This window comes from Lyngbya sp. CCAP 1446/10 (genome assembly GCF_026130175.1).
Lineage (GTDB): Bacteria > Cyanobacteriota > Cyanobacteriia > Cyanobacteriales > Microcoleaceae > Microcoleus.
The window spans coordinates 1-19,218 of sequence record NZ_JAIGNI010000003.1 but is presented as its reverse complement, the minus strand read 5'-3'; the positions used below and the strand labels follow the sequence as shown (position 1 = coordinate 19,218).

Annotated in this window: 13 protein-coding genes; 7 read left to right on the top strand and 6 right to left on the bottom strand. The window is 45.5% G+C overall.

Going from position 1 to position 19,218, the window contains the following annotated elements; all coding sequences use genetic code 11:
* Positions 1 to 242: 242 nt before the first annotated feature.
* Entirely contained in the window at positions 243 to 1,943 is a 1,701-nt protein-coding gene (locus K4039_RS01970; protein ID WP_265233440.1) for a hypothetical protein, read from the bottom strand.
* Positions 1,944 to 2,139: 196 nt separating this feature from the next.
* Here K4039_RS01970 and K4039_RS01965 point away from each other — a divergent pair, with 196 nt between their 5' ends.
* Complete coding sequence (locus K4039_RS01965) at positions 2,140 to 3,639, top strand: NAD(P)/FAD-dependent oxidoreductase (RefSeq protein ID WP_265233439.1); 1,500 nt, start codon at positions 2,140 to 2,142, stop codon at positions 3,637 to 3,639.
* A 311-nt stretch (positions 3,640 to 3,950) separates the two neighbouring features.
* On the opposite strand, the gene K4039_RS01960 is transcribed toward K4039_RS01965, so the two are convergent.
* On the bottom strand, positions 3,951 to 4,964 hold the full coding sequence (locus K4039_RS01960; protein WP_265233438.1) for a leucine-rich repeat domain-containing protein: 1,014 nt from the start codon (positions 4,962 to 4,964) through the stop codon (positions 3,951 to 3,953).
* A gap of 388 nt (positions 4,965 to 5,352) precedes the next feature.
* On the opposite strand from K4039_RS01960, the gene K4039_RS01955 reads away from it, so the two are divergent.
* Positions 5,353 to 5,811, top strand: a complete 459-nt coding sequence (locus K4039_RS01955; RefSeq protein WP_265233437.1) for an ABA4-like family protein — start codon at positions 5,353 to 5,355, stop codon at positions 5,809 to 5,811.
* Between the two features lie 246 nt (positions 5,812 to 6,057).
* Here the strand turns inward: K4039_RS01955 and K4039_RS01950 are convergent, their stop codons facing one another.
* Positions 6,058 to 8,976: a GAF domain-containing protein gene (locus tag K4039_RS01950; RefSeq protein ID WP_265233436.1), complete on the bottom strand. Its 2,919-nt coding sequence runs from the start codon at positions 8,974 to 8,976 to the stop codon at positions 6,058 to 6,060.
* A gap of 231 nt (positions 8,977 to 9,207) precedes the next feature.
* Between K4039_RS01950 and K4039_RS01945 the strand changes: the two genes are divergently transcribed.
* Positions 9,208 to 10,371 carry a quinone-dependent dihydroorotate dehydrogenase gene (locus K4039_RS01945; RefSeq protein ID WP_265233435.1) on the top strand — a complete coding sequence of 388 codons (1,164 nt, stop codon included), beginning with the start codon at positions 9,208 to 9,210 and terminating at the stop codon, positions 10,369 to 10,371.
* A gap of 317 nt (positions 10,372 to 10,688) precedes the next feature.
* Here K4039_RS01945 and K4039_RS01940 read toward each other — a convergent pair whose 3' ends face one another.
* Positions 10,689 to 10,916, bottom strand: a complete 228-nt coding sequence (locus K4039_RS01940; protein ID WP_265233434.1) for a hypothetical protein — start codon at positions 10,914 to 10,916, stop codon at positions 10,689 to 10,691.
* A 660-nt stretch (positions 10,917 to 11,576) separates the two neighbouring features.
* On the opposite strand from K4039_RS01940, the gene K4039_RS01935 reads away from it, so the two are divergent.
* A complete protein-coding gene (locus tag K4039_RS01935) occupies positions 11,577 to 12,215 on the top strand; it encodes a transaldolase family protein (protein WP_265233433.1) in 639 nt (212 codons plus the stop codon).
* Between the two features lie 262 nt (positions 12,216 to 12,477).
* Here K4039_RS01935 and K4039_RS01930 read toward each other — a convergent pair whose 3' ends face one another.
* Both K4039_RS01930 and cax read right to left on the bottom strand, forming a co-directional pair.
* Entirely contained in the window at positions 12,478 to 14,541 is a 2,064-nt protein-coding gene (locus K4039_RS01930) for a serine/threonine-protein kinase (protein ID WP_265233579.1), read from the bottom strand.
* 1,082 nt (positions 14,542 to 15,623) lie between these two features.
* Positions 15,624 to 16,745 carry a calcium/proton exchanger gene (gene cax, locus K4039_RS01925; RefSeq protein WP_265233432.1) on the bottom strand — a complete coding sequence of 374 codons (1,122 nt, stop codon included), beginning with the start codon at positions 16,743 to 16,745 and terminating at the stop codon, positions 15,624 to 15,626.
* Between the two features lie 200 nt (positions 16,746 to 16,945).
* On the opposite strand from cax, the gene K4039_RS01920 reads away from it, so the two are divergent.
* From K4039_RS01920 to K4039_RS01910, 3 genes are read left to right on the top strand one after another with little or no spacing between them, the layout of a single operon-like run.
* Entirely contained in the window at positions 16,946 to 18,226 is a 1,281-nt protein-coding gene (locus K4039_RS01920; protein WP_265233431.1) for a DUF262 domain-containing protein, read from the top strand.
* The gene (locus K4039_RS01915; RefSeq protein ID WP_265233430.1) at positions 18,223 to 18,873 is read left to right on the top strand and encodes an MAE_28990/MAE_18760 family HEPN-like nuclease; all 651 of its coding nucleotides are present in this window, start codon (positions 18,223 to 18,225) and stop codon (positions 18,871 to 18,873) included. Before K4039_RS01920 ends, K4039_RS01915 begins: the two co-directional genes overlap by 4 nt.
* A gap of 4 nt (positions 18,874 to 18,877) precedes the next feature.
* Positions 18,878 to 19,093, top strand: a complete 216-nt coding sequence (locus K4039_RS01910; RefSeq protein ID WP_265233429.1) for an antibiotic biosynthesis monooxygenase — start codon at positions 18,878 to 18,880, stop codon at positions 19,091 to 19,093.
* Positions 19,094 to 19,218: the final 125 nt, after the last annotated feature.

The following is a 19,218-nucleotide window of genomic DNA, read 5'->3' as shown; positions in this document are numbered from 1 at the left end:
GGTTGTTAGTTATTGGGCAAGATTCACTTAAGTAGGTGGTACAAATAAACATTAGATGGAGGGCGGATTTTGCCTTCATAAACTGGTTTGCATCATAAATTTTCAACTAAACCCGCCCTACAAGATACTATTGTTTTTTGACAATGACCTACTTACTATTTAGAGATTTATGCGATTTCGCTGCCGTGCAGGCGGACGAAAATTTGTGTAGCCCCAGCCTTGAGTCTGGGTATTTAATGAGTTTAATTCACAAATTCTTGAGTCCAAGTGACTGTTTTGTTGCCTAACTGTCGCCCGTGAATTTTTACGTGAGTCAGAGATTGTGACTTTAAAGTACCCAGTTTTTTGTAAATGTATGTAGCTGTATCCTGTTGGTTTGGGACTTCGGCAGACTCCAGAATGACGTGGAGCCAACCTTCTTTAAATCCCGCTGTGGCAGTAATTCCCTTGGGTTTTAGCAATTGATTGATCAAAATGGCGATCGCCTTTGGTTTGCCTTGTTTTGCCATTTCCACAAGCTGATACTGAGTTGGTTTCTGGCTAGAGTTTTGCTGCTCTGTTGCTGAATTTTTGTTAGTGATATTCTCCTGAGTGTCAGCAGAAGGAATCCCGCTTTCTTTTGACTCAACTTCGCTCAGCATTTCCATTAATTTGTCGGTAAATCCATTAATTTGTGTTAGATAATTTTTGAGACTTTTATATTTCCAATACAAACGCTCTTCGGTACTTTCTGTAGAAAGTTTTCCGTTCATAGCAGATTCCAACTCGCTGAATATCTGTTCTATTTGCGCCGTTGCTGAGTTAGCACCTTGACTAACTAAGCCTTTCATTTCCTCTTCCAATCCCAACTTGCGTTTGATGGAATCGCTAATATTTGTAGTAACAAGAGCGGCTGGTTCTAAACTTTCGATAATTGTCGGCGTTTCAGAAATGGGGACTGTTTCTACCAATTCCTGTCTGAAATCAGCAGTATAATTATTGCTGTTGGTTTTTGAGTCTTTAAACTGTATATTTTTTGCCGTGTCCGGCACTAAGTAACTCTTCTGGGGGTCATAATGATAGTGAGCCGGAGCAGCTTGAATAATCTGAGTAATATCCCCCGGTTCAAAATATTCGTTGCGCCTGTCAACCGGCACAATATCTTCATAGAAAGTGTTATTTAAATGCGTCTGATCGTAATCTTCGGTAGCCGAATTTTCGCTAATCGAATCTTCGGCTATGTCGCGTTCTTCCTGTTGCAATTTTGCGTAACAAGGATTCATCGCTTTGATGATCACGCTAGCTGCTTGGTCGTATTCGTCGCTGTTGTCAAGTTTGCCCGCAGTTCCGTACAAATTAGATTCGAGTTCGGCTAGGCTGCCACAGACATTAAACAGTTGTCGCAGCAGCTTGTCAAGTTCTTGGGTTTTCAGCAGCAGCCAATCGCGCTCGCTAAATGTGAACTCGTGATAAAGAGTAGAAAAAATGAGGATTTTAGCCCTCAATGGATTGGTTTGCTGTAAAATTTTTTGTCGGACATCAAATAGATTTCCGGCGTCTCTTTCTAGCGACTCCCCTGCGGGAAGTTGCGAACTAAAGTGTTCATCAAATGCAGGTGCTTCATAACCGCCAAAATTAGATATGTTGGTTTCTAATTTTGTGAAATCTTGGTATTCGTAAAGCCTGCTCAGTTGGCAGACGATTTGATCTGCCACTAAAGCGTACTCGGTTTTTTTGTTAACCTTGGCAACGATACTGTTTAAAACTGTTTCAATATCTTCTAACCTGCTGTATTTACCACAGAGTTCTTCGATCAACTTTCTTAGATCTGCGCTGGCGAGTTTGGCCGGATCGTTTTCCCAACACTCTTTACAAGCAAAAAATATGATTCTTTTAATGCGCGAAAGATTGAGATCTTGTTCAAATTCGCGAAGAACTTCATCTAAAATAGATAAAGCTTGCATAGTTTTCCTCCCCAAAAGATACCCTGTCAGTCGATTTTAGATTTTAGATTTTAGATTTACTGTCACTTTGAATCAAAGGAACCCGAACAGGAGTCTAAAATTTTAGTGTCTCCACGATTTAAGTCGTGGACTTGTACCCGTTTTTGGGCGGGTCAACAGTCAGCAAGAAATAATACAATCATACCACATTTGATAAATGCAAGACTTTGATGCGATCGTAATTGGCAGCGGTATTGGTGGCTTAGTGGCGGGTTCGATGCTCGCTCGCTACGGGAAGGGGGTACTCGTCTGCGAGAGCCATACCATAGCGGGCGGGGCGGCTCACAGCTTTTCGCGCCGGGGATTTCACTTTGATTCGGGGCCTTCTTTTTATTGCGGTTTGACTGATCCGCAGTCGCTGAATCCTTTGCGGCAAGTCTTGAATATGTTGGAGGAATCGATCGCAGTAATTACCTACGATCCGCTGGGGCATTACCATTTTCCAGAGGGAAGTTTGCCAATCTATGCTGATGCGAGAAATTACTTAGATGCTGTGGCTAAATTCGCACCACAAGGTGCTGTAGAATTACAGCAATTTCAACAAAATTTATTAGTTGTGTATGAAGCTTTGCGTGGAATTCCGGCTTTAGCGTTGAGATCTGACTGGCAGTTAATACTTGTGTTGCTGTCTCGGTACTCGCCTGCTTTGCTGAAGCTGTTACCGTCATTAGGGGCGATCGCCAGTTCAGCAGGTTCCTTGATGGATCGCGACGTGCAAGACCCTTGGGTGCGACGTTTAATCGATTTGGAGTGCTTCTTACTGTCGGGCTTGAAAGCGCATGAAACCGTCGCGCCAGAAATCGCTTTTATGATTGGCGAACGATCGCGAGTGGCGATCGAGTATCCTGTAGGAGGCAGCGGTGCGATCGTCGATGCCTTAGTTCGAGGCTTACAGCGCTGGGGAGGAAAGTTGCGATTGGGAACACCAGTCGAGCAAATATTAGTTGAATCCGGCAAAACTACGGGAGTTAGGTTGCAAAACGGCGAAATTATCCGCGCCCCAATTGTGATTTCAAATGCCACAGTTTGGGATACCTATACAAAGTTACTGCGCCCTGAAGATTTGCCGCCCAGCTACCGAAAAACTGCTTTGTCGATGCCAGCAGTAGACAGTTTCATGCACCTGCATTTAGGAATTAAAGCCGAAGGACTCGAAGGGTTGACCGGCCACCACGTCGTCGTTCATGACAGCTTGGTTGACATTACAGTACCCGGAAATACCTGCATGATTTCGATTCCAACAGTGTGGGATCAAACTCTCGCACCGCCCGGACATCACGCGATTCACGCTTATACATTGGAACCCTACGCAGGTTGGGAGTATGGCGATAGTTATCAAGAAAGAAAGCAAGAGCGATCGCAATCTCTGTTTAAAGCTTTAGAAATAATTATACCGGATTTGCGATCGCGAATCGTCCTGGAGTCGATCGGCACACCGCTAACCCACGCCCGATTTTTGCGCCGATATCAAGGAACCTACGGGCCAGCAATCGCCGCCGGAAAAGGCACATTTCCAGGGCCGCAAACCCCGATCAAAGGCTTATATCGAGTGGGAGACAGCACCATGCCCGGAATCGGCGTTCCCGCCGTCGCAGCATCGGGTATTTTGTGCGCGAATACCCTGGTAAATTCCGATGTGACAGCACAATTTTTGTAAATTGGTAGATAAAAGGGGCGGGTTTTGCCAAAGAAGACGGGGCGGTTGAAACCGCGTCTATACAAACAAAACCCAGATGGTGCGTGGGTTGAAGAATGGGCGGTTTCAACCACCGTCTTATCTGAACTGTATTATGTTAAAAACCGATTATCCACCAGCGGCAAAAGCGCCCATAACTGCGATCGACAAAGCCAAACCGGGCAACAGCAGCAATCCTAACATCAAAGCATCGTGTGCACTCATCACTTTCTCCTGATACTGACGTTGGATAGCTTATCATACACACCCAGATTTCGCCACCGCCTTAACAATTAAAACCGACAGATTGATGCCGGAGTGACCGGGCAAACTTTATTCATAATCGAATTTCCGCGCAAGTCAAGCGTCGTTAGCTTTTGCAAAGATTGCAGTGCACTGATATCAGAAACTTGATTGTTGTACAAATCGAGCACAAATAAATTATTCAAAGCTTGCAGTGCGCTGCAATCGGCAATCGGATTGTTGAACAAATAAAGTTGAGTCAAATTAGTTAAAGATTTCAGCGGACTGATGTCTGAGATTTGATTGTTGCCGAGGTTGAGTTCAACTAAATTAGTTAGATCGGCCAAAGCACTAATATCCGATATTTTATTTTCAAATAAAACCAGTTTTTTTAAGTTAGTCAAGGCTTTCAGCGGAGTCAGGTCAGATATTTGATTCTCGAACAGAAACAGCGTAGTAAGATTTTTTAAAGAAGCCAGCGGGCTGATATCCGATATTTTGTTTTTGTAAAGGTAGAGTGTCTGGAGTTCAGTTAAATTTACCAGAGGAGCGAGATCATTAATTTGATTTTTATAAATAATTAACGCCTTTAACTTAGTCAAACTTTTCACTGCATTGATGTCATAAATTTTGTTATCAAACAAGACAAGTTCGGCAAGATTAGTTAGAGCAGTTAGGGGACTGATGTCTGATATTTGATTGGTATCGAGAACGAGTCTAGTCAGATTTGTCAGAGATGAAAGCGGGCTGATATCTGATATTTGATTGACATCTAAATACAGAGTTCTCAGCTTGGTTAAAGATTGCAGGGGAGCGAGGTCAGATATTTGATTGCTGTCGAGGCTGAGTGCAGTAAGTTGAGTGAAAGATGAGAGAGGACTGATATCGGTAAGCTGAGTAAGTTTAAGATTGAGTTCTGTTATACTAGAAAGCAGTTCGTTGGCTCGATCGCACTCGGTAGTATCTGATATTTGCAACAGTGTTTCTACGGTATGTTTCGCGCCGGGAGAGAGATTATTTTTGTGCTTGCACCAATCGGAAAAGTTATTATAAGTTGTTGTCATGGGTTTTAGCTTTTAGATTTCAGTTATTGAGGTGCGTTGTTGCGCTTGGCTGCTCTTTCATATAATCAAAGAGCGCTCAAGCGCAAAAACATACCTGCACGTGTAAATCTTAAATCTCTGATAAATCTAGCAATTACGTCTAATTTGTAAATCGGATTTTTGCGGTTTTTGAGAAATATTAGCAAAAATTGTGTAAAATAATCTTAACATCGTTTATTGCATTCATTTACCAGAAAAAATTGGTTTAAAGCCTCTCCCTTTTAGGCAGAAGTTAAAAGAAGACGATTCATTACTCCAATCCTCTTCCTTCTTTTGTCAACTCTCAACTCTCAACTCTCAACTCTCAACTCTCAACTCTCAACTGAATCAAAGGAGCCAACAGCCAACTATGACGCCAGAACTAATTTTCGATGCAGGTAATCTGTTCGTTTTGCCTTTCTGGGCAATTATGATTTTATTGCCCAACTGGGGAATTACCAGAAAAGTGATGAATTCCTTTATTCCGTTTGCAGTGCTCGCCATCTTGTACATATATTTGTTTGGTAGCAGTCTGACTCCAGAAAATGCGGCTGCTTTGTCCAATCCCAAGTTGGCAGATATTGCTAAGTTTCTGGGGCAGGAAACGGCGGCTGCTACGGGATGGATTCATTTTTTAGTGATGGATTTGTTTGTGGGACGCTGGATTTATTTGGAAGGACAGCGGACAGGTGTTTGGACTGTTCATTCTTTGACTTTGTGTTTGTTTGCTGGGCCGATGGGATTGCTTTCTCATATTGTAACTGCTTGGATTACTGAAAGGTTTTTTCCGAGTTCTGAGGTGGTGGAAACTGTTACTCCTTCTGTTTAGCTTTTTCGCCGGAAGCCCTCGCGCGATACTTTCAGGTTGCTGTCGAGATGGATAGTATTTTGTAGGGTGTGCACGGCGCACCCTACAAAAGACAAGATTGCATTCATTCGATCGCACTTCTTGACAAGCATCTGCGTTAATCTGTGTTAATCTGCCTTACATCTGCGGTTTCCCGATCGATCCAAAATTTATGCAATTCAAGTCTAGTCAATCGGTGCGCTGTGCGCTACAAAGTTAACAGAATTTTTAAGAGGTGGCTAGGGGCAGCACTAAGCGGGCGACAATTAAGTTATTTTCTAATATTTCTAAGGAAAAGTCTCCCCCCATTAAGCGTACCGCCCGCTGACAAATTAAGAGATTTTGCACGATCGACCTATTTGACGTAACAGCCAATATATCGCCGTGGAAACCGCCGTTGAACACAGCAATTAACTGTCGATCGCACGCGCCACTATCAATCACAGATAATTCTAGCCAATCTTCCCCCAAAAGTTGAGAGCGAATCTCAACCTTGTCGCCAACTCCAGAGCGTCTGCAAGCCATCGCCAGCAATTCGCACAGGATCAAATCCAGCTTAATGCTGTCGGCGCGAACGCCCAAAGTCTGACCCGCAGGCAGCGACACAGCAGTCTCTCTGTTCACTTCCAGCAAGATTCCCGACTGTTTGACCAGGGGGGCCGTGCGATCGAGCGATCGCCTCAACCAAGCGCTCACAGGCACCGCATCTTGTGCAAATAGCGGCCGCCACTGCTCCTGTTTCAGCACCAAATGAATTGACCCCAAACCATTGCCAATTTGTCGCAAAACCTGTTGGTAGCGCAAAGTTTTCAGAGCATCCTTTTGTTCCTTCGCCGACTGCAAAATCGACTGGCTCAACTCTCCCAACTCCTTAACGCCCGCTGCCACAGTGCGGTAAAAATCCTCGAAACGGCGCTGCTTGTACCAGTTGAGCATCTCCAGATCCAATCGCTGCGACTCCTGCGCCGATTGCACCGCCAAATACCTCCGCCACCAAGCCAACTGAGACGCCATCGAAGTCAGTAAATTCATGGACAATTCTGACCACTGGCGGCCCGTAGCATCCGCAACCACCACAATGCCCAGGGGAGCGTGTTCTGGGGCTGTCCGCAGCGCCACTGTCATAATTTCGCCAATTCCCGGACTGCGTAGCCACCGCTTCGTCGCCAGCGGCACTTGGCTCATGCTCTGTTGCAGCACGCCTCCTTCCGCTAGGGTTTTTTGGATCAAAGCGTCTGTTTGGACATGAATCAGCGCATCGGGATTCAAGGCAAATACGGGGTTGGCAGCTACCGCCGCCGAGATTGAACCTGCATCCTGGCCGGGATTCCAAGTAATTACGGCGACTAAAGGACAGGCAATTGTCTGGGAAACGTGTTCGGCAAAGTGACGATCGAGCTTTTGCAGCGGCAACTCGGGCAACATCTGCGGTGAAGCAGCAGATATCTGTCGCCCAGATTGCTCCTCGCCAGAATGCTGCAAAACCGCCAAACCCGATTTGATCGATCGCTCAAATTGCTGATATTTGTCAATTTCCGAACTCTGCTGCCAGGAGTGCAGGATTAATCCTAACTGTTGGCTAACTACCCGAACTAATTCTCGCTCCGAGCCTCTCCAAGTGCGAGTTGCGCTGTGCCCGACAACCAGCAAACCCTCGATCGATTTGCGATTTGCGATTTGCGATTTGCGATTGGGGTTTTCTCCCTCGGACTGTTTTCCGCGAGTGCTCGATGCCAAAAGCGATCGCACCCCAGCTTCTCCCAGCACTTCCCGCCAAGCGCCCAACCGCCCGTCTTCCTCCCAATTTTCGATCGCCAGAGGTTCCTCGCTGGCTTGCACCAGCCCCACGTCACCGGCATCAAGGGCGTTGAGCGGCGACGGTACTTGTCTGCGGTTGCGGGGCAGATTTTGGCAGACAATTTCAAAGCGATTTTGTTCTTCCCTGTACAGCAACAGCAAAAAGTATTCGCACTTGAGCCGAGAGCACAACTGCTCAGCCGTATTTTTCAAAGTCGCCTCCCAGTCAGCATCGCTGTAGATGGCGCGGGCTATTCCGGCAGTTAAATCTCGATCGAGCTCAGTTTGCTCAATCCTCTCCTCCATCTCCGACAGAGGAGCCGTCAGAGCCACTAAATGCGCCGCTCCCCGCAGGTAATGTTTTTCATTATCTTGCCAAATCCGGGCCTCGCCGGCTTCCACCGCCAAAAATCCCAACAATTCCCCTTCCAAAACAATCGGCGCAGCCAACAGAGAGCGAGCACGAATTTGCTGCATCAACCGCCCCGTCAGCTCAGTTTTCAGAGAACTATGAGATTCACCGATCCAAACTATTTGTTCCGCGGCCAAAGCCTGATAAAATTCTCCCAAGTCTTGCACAGTGATGCCCGAAGCCGGTCGGATCAAGCCCAAACCCGGAGCAACTTGGCGGTTGCTGACTCGACGCCAAAAATAGCGCCGCTCTCGCTCAAACCAATAAACATTAGTCCGCGTCGGCTCGATAAATTCATGGGCTTGTTCGACTACCGCTTGCAAATATTGGTCGAGCGATCGCAATTCCCGCAACTGCGAAATCAGCGCTAACAGAGACTCATCCGGGCGTTTGACTTGTTGTCGCTGCCAATCTTTTTCTATTTGGTAAAGAGCAGTTGCTAGCGCTCCAAATACGATCGCCAACTGCGTTTTTTCCGCCGACTTTGGCGACGATCCCGACACATCAGTCCCCAGCAAAATCACGCCGTAGCAGCGGTCTTGGTAGCGCAGCGGAAACAGAGTCGTGCCTTGAATATTGTAAATTTGAGCTGCTTTGCGCCATTCTCCAGCTTTGTTTTCCGATCGCAAATCCGAGACTCCCACCGGCTGAAGCTGAATCACCACCTGTTCCAGCAAATCCCCAGCGCTGAGGGAAAATCGCTGTTTGAGAAAAGACAAATCGCCGTTAGGAGTCATGCCACCTTTGCCTAACAATCGGTGCGCCTGTCGATCGTACAACCCAATCCAAATCAACCGCCAATCAAATTCCGCTTGCAAGTAACCGAGAGTGGTTTCCAGCAGCACTTCCACATTCTCCTCTTCTCGGAGAATCTGGAGAACGCGATCCAGGCCCGCGATTTGTTCGTCTAAATCCTTCAATCTTTGCTCCTGCCCCATTTCCCAGATTCCCCACACCTTTGTTTAATTTCAAATTACCAACTTAAAATTTAAAAATATTAAAATTAAAAAGAATCAACCTATAATATAGTCGTCTAATTTATGCTTAAATCTAAAAGATTAGATCAAGTCGATCGAAGTCCAAGTAAAAATCTCACCTTTCCAGTCTCCTGCTGAATATTTTTATCTCCCTTCTCATTTCTCATTGGTCAACTGCCCCAGGACAAGTCATTGGATATTTATCAATCAAGCGTGCGCCCGCTGTTGTTTTCCGTATTGAAAACCGATGCCGAGTGGTTGCACAACCGCACTCTTCAAATTCTCGAACTAGCAGCCAGAACCCAGTCTAATCCTGCCACCAGCCAAATGCTCTCCCGATTGCAGAAATCTTTGGGAGTACAAGACGATCGCCTCGAACAATCGAAGTGGGGACTGAGCTTTAAAAATCCTGTCGGCTTAGCCGCGGGATTTGATAAAAACGGCGTAGCTGCGGACATTTGGGCAAATTTTGGCTTTGGCTTTGCCGAACTCGGTACAGTCACGTCGCAAGCGCAGCCGGGAAACCCCCAACCTCGCTTGTTTCGCTTGACGGACGACAGTGCAGCCCTCAACCGCATGGGATTTAACAATCAAGGAGCCGCGGCAATGGCAGCCCGGTTTCAGGCAGCACAGAAACAGTCAAAATTCGACGCCTCGCGCCCTATGCCTGAGTCGCCATTCCCGATCGGCATCAATCTCGGTAAATCTAAGGTAACACCGTTAGAGCTGGCAGCAGCCGATTATTTGGAGAGTTTTAAGCTGCTCAAAGATTGGGGCGACTATTTTGTTGTCAACGTTTCCTCTCCCAATACGCCTGGGTTGCGATCGCTCCAAGATGCTGCTGGGCTTAGCACAATTTTGGAAATTTTGCAACAAGAAAATCAAGGAATCAAGCCAATTTTAGTCAAAATTGCGCCGGATTTGGAGTCGGAGGCGATCGCATCCATCCTCGACTTAGCAAAAACCTACCAACTAGCAGGAATTATCGCCACCAACACCACCATCCGCCGCGACGGATTGAAAACCCAAATATTGCGAGAAACAGGCAAACCCATCGCCGAAGAAGCGGGCGGAATTAGCGGAATGCCAGTCAAAGAGCGATCGACAGAAGTAATCCGATTTATCTGGCAATATACAAAAGGGGAATTACCAATAATTGGAGTAGGCGGCATTTTCACCGCCCAAGATGCTTGGGAAAAAATCGCCGCCGGTGCAAGTTTAATTCAAGTTTATACTGGTTGGGTTTACGAAGGGCCTTGGATGGTGCGGCGGATTTTGGAAGGTTTGCTACAAAAGTTAGAAGAAAAAGGATTTAATTCAATTTCTGAGGCGGTTGGTTCAGAAAATATTCAATAGTCGGAAGAGAGAGGATGGAAGTCCTCACTACAAACGGATTTTATGAGAAGTAACCGGAAATTATTTAAGTCCAAGAGTTGTGTGTTTTGAGTTCCAGAAAATTCCCAACCCAACTCACAACTCCTAACTCGCCAGTTGCGGTAGCTATCCATAACTTATACCAAGAAAGTCAAATTAATGCAACAGTAATCGTAGCGTGTGTCGCCATCAACAATCCCTGAAAAATATCGACGATTTAACAGCGACGCACCTTCTGAGCAGGATCATTGTAAACAAACACAACATTTATTGTGTAGCAATCTTTTGTCAAAATGGTATTACTTGGGTTTAGAAAGCCCAGCCAGCGACCAAGTTAGGCTCACCATCATCAAACGGCCTAGAGCCTTTAAACCATCTTGGGCGCTATTTTCCACCGCTTCAGATACAGTTTCAGACTTAACATTTACCGATAATTCTTCAGCCGTTGCTGCGATTTTTTCCGATTCGACTTGTTCAGAAGATATCTCAAGGCTGACTTGTTGCTGCTGATTTTGTTCTTTGGTCATTTTCTGAGTCACCTCCTTGAGTGATTGCGTACATAACCATTACTACAAATGTAACTTATGTGTATCCGGGATTTAGGAAGTCATTTTTTCTAGACCCGATAATCACAGTTACCAAATGACTTCAAAGTTTTGATTTCAGTTATAAGCTATCTTCAAGAGCACTTACGCAATTTCCCTAATCAACGCGGCTTCTTTACCAGAAAGAATTTGTTGAAAGCCTCTCCCTGATCAGGGAGAAATTAAAATCAGACTATTCATTACTCCAATCCTATTCCTTCCAGGTAGAGGTCGCACTCATCTGTCAACGGTCAACTGTCAATTGAATGAAGGAAGTCCTGTTGAATTCAAAACTCACTAATTTTAAAATTGCCCTAAGTAGATAGGTGCAAATAAACTTGGATCTGTCACGAAATGTAAAGCGATCGGAAGCCTTGCAGTTGCTTATTTTGACTGCGTTTGCATCGCAACTACATACTTATATATTTTCCTACTAATCTACTTACTGTCGGTGATGCACATCACTGAATTGTTATATTTACTTAACAGTAATATTTCCGAGATTCTGATATAGTAAAAGCTTAACAATTAATTTGGCTCCGATCGCTCTCAAGCAGAAAGCAGGCGTCTGAAAAATATTAAGAAACTGAAGGTGTAGAGCCGATGGCGATTTATGTTGATACTGCAATTGTAGCGGAAGCCGCACGGGCGAGCAAGTTCGGATGGATAGCGGGAATTACTACTAATCCGACACTTTTGGCAAAAAGTGAGCTATCTGCTGAAGAGACACTCAAACAACTGGCACAAATGATTCCTGGGGAACTGTACTATCAGTTAACAGCATCCGATTTGGATGGCATGGTAGCAGAAGGAAAAGCCGCTTTTGAATTAATTGGACAGCAAACAGTTTTGAAAGTTCCAGCAACCGCGGCTGGTTTTCAAGCAGTAGCCCAATTATCGCCGAAAATTCCTTGTGCAGTGACGGCGATTTACAGTGCCGCCCAGGCGGTTGTTGCCGCAGAAGCAGGGGCGAAATATGCGATCGCCTACGTGAATCGCGCCACCAGACTCCTCGGAGACGGTTTTGCCTTAGTGCGAGATATGGCTAACGTATTGCAGAGAACTAATACAGAGATTTTGGCAGCAAGCATTAAATCACCAGAAGAAGCAGTAAATACTTTATTAGCCGGCGCCCATCATTTGACATTGCCTTTGGACGTATTGCAAGCAATGGCAGTTCACGAATTGTCCCAGCAAACAGTTGATGAATTTGCCAAAAACGGGCGAGGAATTTTGGGATAATATCATGTCCCTTTGCACAACTTCTTGATTATTTTAAAATTAGTCATTGGTCATTGGTCATTGGTCATTGGTAATACAGTCTCTCTTTTCTTCCTTCGCGAAGGACGCGGTTCGTAAAAAAAAGTAATTCTGTACAATGTATGCTGCACACCTTACACTACTGCCAACTGCCAACGACCAACTGCCAACTGCCAACTGACAACTATCAACTGCCAACTGCCAACTGACAACTATCAACTGTCAACTGTCAACTGTCAACTGACTATGGCATTCGCCAAATCTTAATAGTGTGATCGGGACTGCCGCTCACCAAAGTCTTGCTATCTTTGGTAATAGCCACAGAATTCACAAACTGGCCGTGACCAGAAAGAGTGGTTCTTTCTTTGCCCGTCTTCAAATCCCAAACTATAATATCTCCGCCCCCGCTGATCAAAGTGCGGTTGTCCGGGCTAAAGGCGATCGTCCTCACCCAGCTCGAATGCCCTTTAAAAGTGCGAGTGCGCTTCCCGTCTTGCACGTTCGACAAACGGATCGTATTGTCACTGCTAGCACTAGCCAAAACTTGCCCGTTTGGGCTAAAAGCCACAGCATTAACCGCGCCCCCGTGACCCGTGATAATTCTTCTGACTTCTCCGGTGTCGAGATTCCACAAACGCACAGTCTTGTCATCGCTGCCGCTAGCCAGAGTTTTACCGTCGCGGCTCAACGCGATCGCGTTTACTCCTCCGGCGTGGCCACTCAAAGTCCGCAACCTGCTGCCGGTTTTGACATTCCACAAGCGAACAGTTTTGTCATCGCTGCCGCTAGCCAGAATTTTACCGTCGCTGCTAAAAGCGATCGCGTTGACGGCGGCTTTGTGAGCGGCAATCGTCCGCACCCGCCGCCCCGTCTTCAAATCCCACAAAATCACATTATTGTCGTCGCCACCACTGGCCAACATCGAGCCATCCGGGCTCACCGCCAGCGTGTTGACCGATTTCTTAGAATGCACCGGATTTAGAGTCCGCACCACGCGTCCCGTCTTCACATTCCAAATTCTCATCGTCCCAAAGCTGGCGCTGACCAAAGTTTGACCGTCCGGCGACAGGGCGATCGCATTTACACTTCCGACATTATCCAAACTTCTTTGCAAAAACTGACTGCTAGGCAAACTAGAAAGCAGCCACACCGGGTTTGCCGGAAACACTCCGTAACGCATCGAACCATAAATTTGAGACGCGCCAATACCCAGCATCAAAACAGCAGCGCCCGCCAGCAACTTCTTTTTCCAACCTAAAACTTCTTTCTCAGACTGGTTCAAGCCAGCAGAATTTAGAGGCCTGAGGCGGTTGATGGAAGTGTGTTTCGTCGCCCCAGCCGCCCCGGAAGTTCCGCGAATTTTAGTTTGCCCCGTCGTCGGCAACTGAGTCGGCAACTGAGTTTCCGCGCCGTCGAGATGAATTTCCTCCAAGCACTGCAAAACCATCTGCGGACTTTGAGGTCGATTTCCGGGAAAAGGCGCCATCAAATAATCGATGACATTAGCCAAGGGGTCGGAAACCTGAGGAGCTCCTTTGCGCCACATTAATTTGCCCGTGCGCGGGTTCTCTGGAAACGCAGTCGGCGGCTTTCCAGTCAGCAAATAAACAAAAGTGCGCCCCAGAGCAAAAAAATCTGACTGCGGAACCGCCTTGCCATTAGTTTGTTCCGGCGGCGTATAGCCAGGGGAAACAATACCAGTCACATTTCCTCCCTGACCCACCTTAGCGAAATAAGTCCCTGACACTTCCCGAGCAGTCCCGAAGTCAATCAGCACTAACTGCCCGTTCGGCTTGCACATAATATTGTGCGGCTTGATATCCCGATGAAAATAGTTGAGTCGGTGAACTTGATCTAAAATTTCCGACAGTTGTTTGAGCCAGTTCAGAGCTTGTTCTTGACTGATCGGGCGGCCCCGATGTTTCAGCCAGTCTTGCAAATTTGCCCCAGCAATTTTCTCCATCACCAGACAGTGAAAAAACTCTGTGCCGTGAGCTGGCGTAAATATAAAATAACCGTCGCGATCGACTTTTGGAATACCTGGATGTCTCAGCCTGACCAATACGTCGGCTTCTTGCTTAAAAAGTTCTACAGCTTTGGGATGTTCTTTGAGTAGGACTTTGAGCACTCTTCGAGCGCCGTTGTCGTCCACTTCAAATGTTCTGCCAAAGCCACCACCTCCGAGAGGCGCGACTAGCCGATATCTACCTTGCAACAAAAGTTCAGACCCGCAGTGGATACACGCGGATCTACCAGAGTTGGCTGGATCGGAGGGATTCGGGCATTTGGGATTGAGGCAATAACTCACGAAGCCACATAACCCTGATTGAGGTTGCTCTATCAAGTTTTACTTTGGCACTCTCAGCACTCTTGGTGACTGAGATTCTTGGTTCAGCGAAGTCACTTGCTTGGGACTGGATTACTCCAGATCAAGTAAAAGTGTCTTCTCCTCAAGCGTTAATTCCGGTATGCCCTACCGTACTTAATTAGTCCTCTTGATCTATTGAGGTTTTCGTTCAAATGCGAGTTCTCCTAGACGGCAACACCTATCGGTGTGACTACGTACTCAACAATCCAGTTAAGTTTTTACGTTGTCTAGTGATACTCAATTTTCAACTTATGACGATCGTATCACACCTAGTACAAGACTGATGAGCACTCTTGATTTAAATCCTTCGCGTCGCACAAGTCAAGCGGAGTGAACTCTAGCTCGTTTTCCCCTTTCCATTATACGATCGCCACGACCACTCTCAAAGGAAGAAAGAAAAGAGAGGGAGAGAGGGGGAGATAGGGAGATGGGAAGAGGGGGAGATAGGGAGAGTGGGAGAGGGGGAGAGCGGGAGAGTGGGAGAGGGGGAGAGTAAGGGACAAAAATCTGCCTAATGCCTTTTGCCTCTTCCTTCCTTGTTTCTTCCCTCTGCCCGATGGCGGCAGAACTGATGGTAATCGGTAATCAATGATGGGTAATCGGGAATTCTATCCGTTACATCCGTTAAATCCGCTACACAATCCGTTGCCGAACTTCCTTGTTTCTTCCCTCTGCCCGATGACAGCAGAACTGATGGTAATCGGTAATCAATGATGGGTAATCGGGAATTCTATCCGTTACATCCGTTAAATCCGCTACACAATCCGTTGCCGAACTTCCCTCTGCCCGATGACGGCAGAACTGATGGTAATCGGTAATCAATGATCGGTAATCGGGAATTCTATCCGTTAAATCCGTTAAATCCGCTACACAATCCGTTGCCGAACTTCCTTGTTTCTTCCCTCTGCCCGATGACGGCAGAACTGATGGTAATCGGTAATCAATGATGGGTAATCGGGAATTCTATCCGTTAAATCCGTTAAATCCGTTAAATCCGCTGCCGAACTTCCCTCTCTAGCCTTTTAAGCGAGTCCCTCGATTACCGGATGGAAGTAGAATGCCAGCGCCAAAACAGCATAGGCCGCCAACAGCAAAGTACCTTCGAGCCAGTTAGACTTGCCATCAGAACTGATAGAATTCGCGATCAGCACCGCCACCGCTACCGCTACGAGTTCAAACGGGTTGAAGTCCAAGTCCATCGGTTTGCCCAGGATAAAACCCACCAAAACCAACACTGGGGCAACAAACAAAGCAATTTGCAAACTTGAACCCACGGCCACAGAAACCGACAAATCCATTTTATTTTTCATCGCCACCGTCACCGCCGTCGTGTGTTCGGCCGCATTGCCAATAATCGGCACTAAAATCACCCCGGTAAACAGTGATGTCAGCCCCAAAGTGGCGGTAGCTTCTTCTAGGGTACTCACGAGCAATTCTGACTCGATCGCCACCATCAGCGTACAGCTCAACAGCACCCCAATCCACAATGGCAGATTCACTTTGTGATCGGGACTGTCTGGTGCTAAGTTACTTTCGGCTAATTCTTCGAGCATTTCAACTTCTGCCACTCCAGCATCGTACAGATAACTGTGGGTTTTCATCGAAAACAGCAGCGTCAGCACGTAGACGAGAATCAGGACTACAGAAACAGCGCTGGAGAGTTGCTGCATAGTTTCCGGGGCGATGCCCATAGAGGTGACATCAACAGCAGTCGGCACCAAAATGGCAATTACGGCTAAGTTCATCGCCGAAGCGTTCAACCGCGCGACTGTCGGCTGAAATTCTTGTTCTTTGTAGCGCAAGCCGCCTAGCAGCATCGCAAATCCCATCACCAGCAGTAAGTTGCTGATAATTGAACCGGTGATGCTGGCCTTGACAACATCTATTAGTCCGGCGTTGAGGGCGACGATGCCGATAATTAATTCTGTGGCATTTCCGAAGGTAGCGTTGAGCAAACCCCCCAAGTTTGAGCCGAGTACGACGGCGATTTCTTCGGTAGCTGTGCCCATCCAGGCCGCTAGGGGGATAATGGCTAGGGCTGAGGTGATGAAGATTGTGGAGGGTTCCCAGCCGAGAAAGTGTCCGGCGATGGAAACTGGGATAAATAACAGCAGGCTGGAAATTATTGTAGTTGTGTTTGGCATTTAGATTCTGAAAAGCTCGCAACTGTCAATCATAGCGTGCCACAAAGTTGCAAGAAGGGGGAGGGTTCGATATTTGGGTGTTGGCTTAAAACTGGGGGCGGAGGCTCCTCTTCGAGGGCTTCGTTAACGGGCGATCGCTGCATTGCCGCTTTCACGGATGTGACAAACTAAGAGAGCGATTTGTTTAGCCGATCGGTTCAATGAATTTCTGTATTCGATTAGATCGATCGGATCAGGTTCCCCATTGTCTTGAGAGCAAAGTTGACTATTTCTGGGCGATCGCTTTTTCAGATGTTCGTAAGCGTGATATAATCTTTAAATATTGCCATTCTGCAAGAAGAGCTATACATATACTTAGGACTGCTTCAGCCATGCCTCTACAAGAAGAGATTGACAAAACAAGGCAAGAAATTCGGACAGATAGCTACTCAATGTCTATTGGCGAGTGGATCAGTCTTTATGAGAAGAATGAAATCGATATTCACCCAGATTTTCAAAGGTTTTTTCGGTGGTCGGATTATCAAAAATCAACTTTCATAGAATCAATTCTTTTAGGCATACCGATTCCCCCAATTTTTGTTAGTCAAAGAGATGATGGAATTTGGGATGTGATAGATGGTTTACAGAGACTCTCAACCATCTATGAATTTGTAGGGCTTTTGAAGCCCGACAATCAAGAGCAAGACACATCTTTTTTCGCCTTACAAGAAACTACATATTTACCTTCCTTGAAAGGTAAAAAGTGGGACGATCCAGACGACAAAGATAACTCTTTTAGTCAGGTACAGCGTTTATTGATCAAGCGAGCCAAAATATCGGTCAATATTGTTGAAAAAGAAAGCGATGAAATGATTAAATATGAACTATTTCAGCGACTAAATACAGGAGGTTCAATTGCTACACCACAAGAAGTAAGAAATTGTATTCTTTTAATGTTGAATAAAAATTTGTATGATTTGATGCGTTCACTGGCAGATCGCGAGTCATTTAAAAGCTGCATTGCTTTGAGCGATCGACTCTATGAAGAACAGTATGATATGGAATTAGTATTGCGTTTTATTCTTCTCTTCGACCAAGATAATGCAAGTCTTAAAAAGTTGGGTGGTGATGTGAGCGAGTTCCTAACTGCTAGAATGCGTGAAATGGCTGTTAAAAAAGATTTGGATTTCAGCCATATAGAGAGAGCGTTCGATGTAACATTCAATATTCTCGATCGAGCTATGGGAGATGATAGCTTCAAGCGATATAAATCGGATCAGGATAAATTCCTGGGAGGCTTTCTATTATCTTTATATGAGGTGGTAGCACTAGGAATTGGATACAACTATCAAAATCCAATTGAAATAGACCAAATATCTAATCGTATAAAAACTATTTGGTCAAATAAAATTTATAAACAATGGTCGGGAGCTGGAATGAATGCAGCAAGACGCTTACCCTATCTAATTCCGCTTGGTAGAAAGGTATTTTCACGTTTATGAGTATCCGAACAGCGGAACAATTAAGTGATAAATTGGCAACCGATCTTGCTTGGCGAAAAAAGGAACTTTCAGAAATGAAATCTTTGATAGAAGCGAAAAATGTTTCTGAGCAAAGACATAAAGCATTAGTTCGGAGTGGAGTATGTATTCTCTATTCCCATTGGGAAGGTTTTGTCAAGTTAGCAGCCAACTCTTATCTAGAATATGTAATTTCAAAAAAGCTTACCTATCAGCAGCTTTCTAGTAATTTTTTGGCTTTGGCAATGAAAGAAAAACTTAAGGATGCAAAAGAGACAAATAAGCCCTCATTGTATATACCTGTTTGTAAGTTCTTTATTTCCGAATTAAATCAGAGATGTATCCTACCTGAAAATCCAATATCTACGGCATCGAATCTATCTTCCGAAATTTTAAAAGAAATAACTTATATTCTGGGAATAGATTTTTCGATATACTCTACTAAATCGGTTTTGATTGACACCAAGCTTTTAAAGACAAGAAACGGAATTGCCCACGGTAATTATTTGGTATTCGATAGGGATGAATATCTAGAGTTACACCGAGAAGTTATCGGAATGCTCGATCTATTTCGGAACCAGATAGAAAATGCTGCTATTCAACAAAGTTTCAGGCGCAATTCACCTTAAATTTATGATATTAGAAGTTGCAATTCTTGATGTTAAACCTAATATGGCTGCTGAATTTGAAACTGCTTTCAAAACAGCTTCAGCTATTATTTCTTCTATGCCGGGGTATATCACGCACGAGCTGCAACGCTGTATAGAAAGCACGAATCGCTATATTCTGCTGGTGCGATGGCAGAATTTGGAAGACCATACTGTGGGATTTCGAGAATCGCCAGATTAGGAATGAAAATTTAATAACTTTAGCGTTGGTTAAATAGTCGGCACTGCACGATAATTCCATTTTGGTAGATATTCATCAAAAATAATTTTCATTGTTTCTTTAAATCCATTAGCTACTTTTCGACC

What these genes read in the sequence shown, in the direction of transcription:
- K4039_RS01970 (WP_265233440.1), bottom strand. Translation starts at nt 1,943, where the DNA reads ATGCAAGCTTTATCTATTTTAGATGAAGTTCTTCGCGAATTTGAACAA.
- K4039_RS01965 (WP_265233439.1), top strand. Translation starts at nt 2,140, where the DNA reads ATGCAAGACTTTGATGCGATCGTAATTGGCAGCGGTATTGGTGGCTTA.
- K4039_RS01960 (WP_265233438.1), bottom strand. Translation starts at nt 4,964, where the DNA reads ATGACAACAACTTATAATAACTTTTCCGATTGGTGCAAGCACAAAAAT.
- K4039_RS01955 (WP_265233437.1), top strand. Translation starts at nt 5,353, where the DNA reads ATGACGCCAGAACTAATTTTCGATGCAGGTAATCTGTTCGTTTTGCCT.
- K4039_RS01950 (WP_265233436.1), bottom strand. Translation starts at nt 8,976, where the DNA reads ATGGGGCAGGAGCAAAGATTGAAGGATTTAGACGAACAAATCGCGGGC.
- K4039_RS01940 (WP_265233434.1), bottom strand. Translation starts at nt 10,916, where the DNA reads ATGACCAAAGAACAAAATCAGCAGCAACAAGTCAGCCTTGAGATATCT.
- K4039_RS01935 (WP_265233433.1), top strand. Translation starts at nt 11,577, where the DNA reads ATGGCGATTTATGTTGATACTGCAATTGTAGCGGAAGCCGCACGGGCG.
- cax (WP_265233432.1), bottom strand. Translation starts at nt 16,745, where the DNA reads ATGCCAAACACAACTACAATAATTTCCAGCCTGCTGTTATTTATCCCA.
- K4039_RS01920 (WP_265233431.1), top strand. Translation starts at nt 16,946, where the DNA reads ATGAATTTCTGTATTCGATTAGATCGATCGGATCAGGTTCCCCATTGT.
- K4039_RS01915 (WP_265233430.1), top strand. Translation starts at nt 18,223, where the DNA reads ATGAGTATCCGAACAGCGGAACAATTAAGTGATAAATTGGCAACCGAT.
- K4039_RS01910 (WP_265233429.1), top strand. Translation starts at nt 18,878, where the DNA reads ATGATATTAGAAGTTGCAATTCTTGATGTTAAACCTAATATGGCTGCT.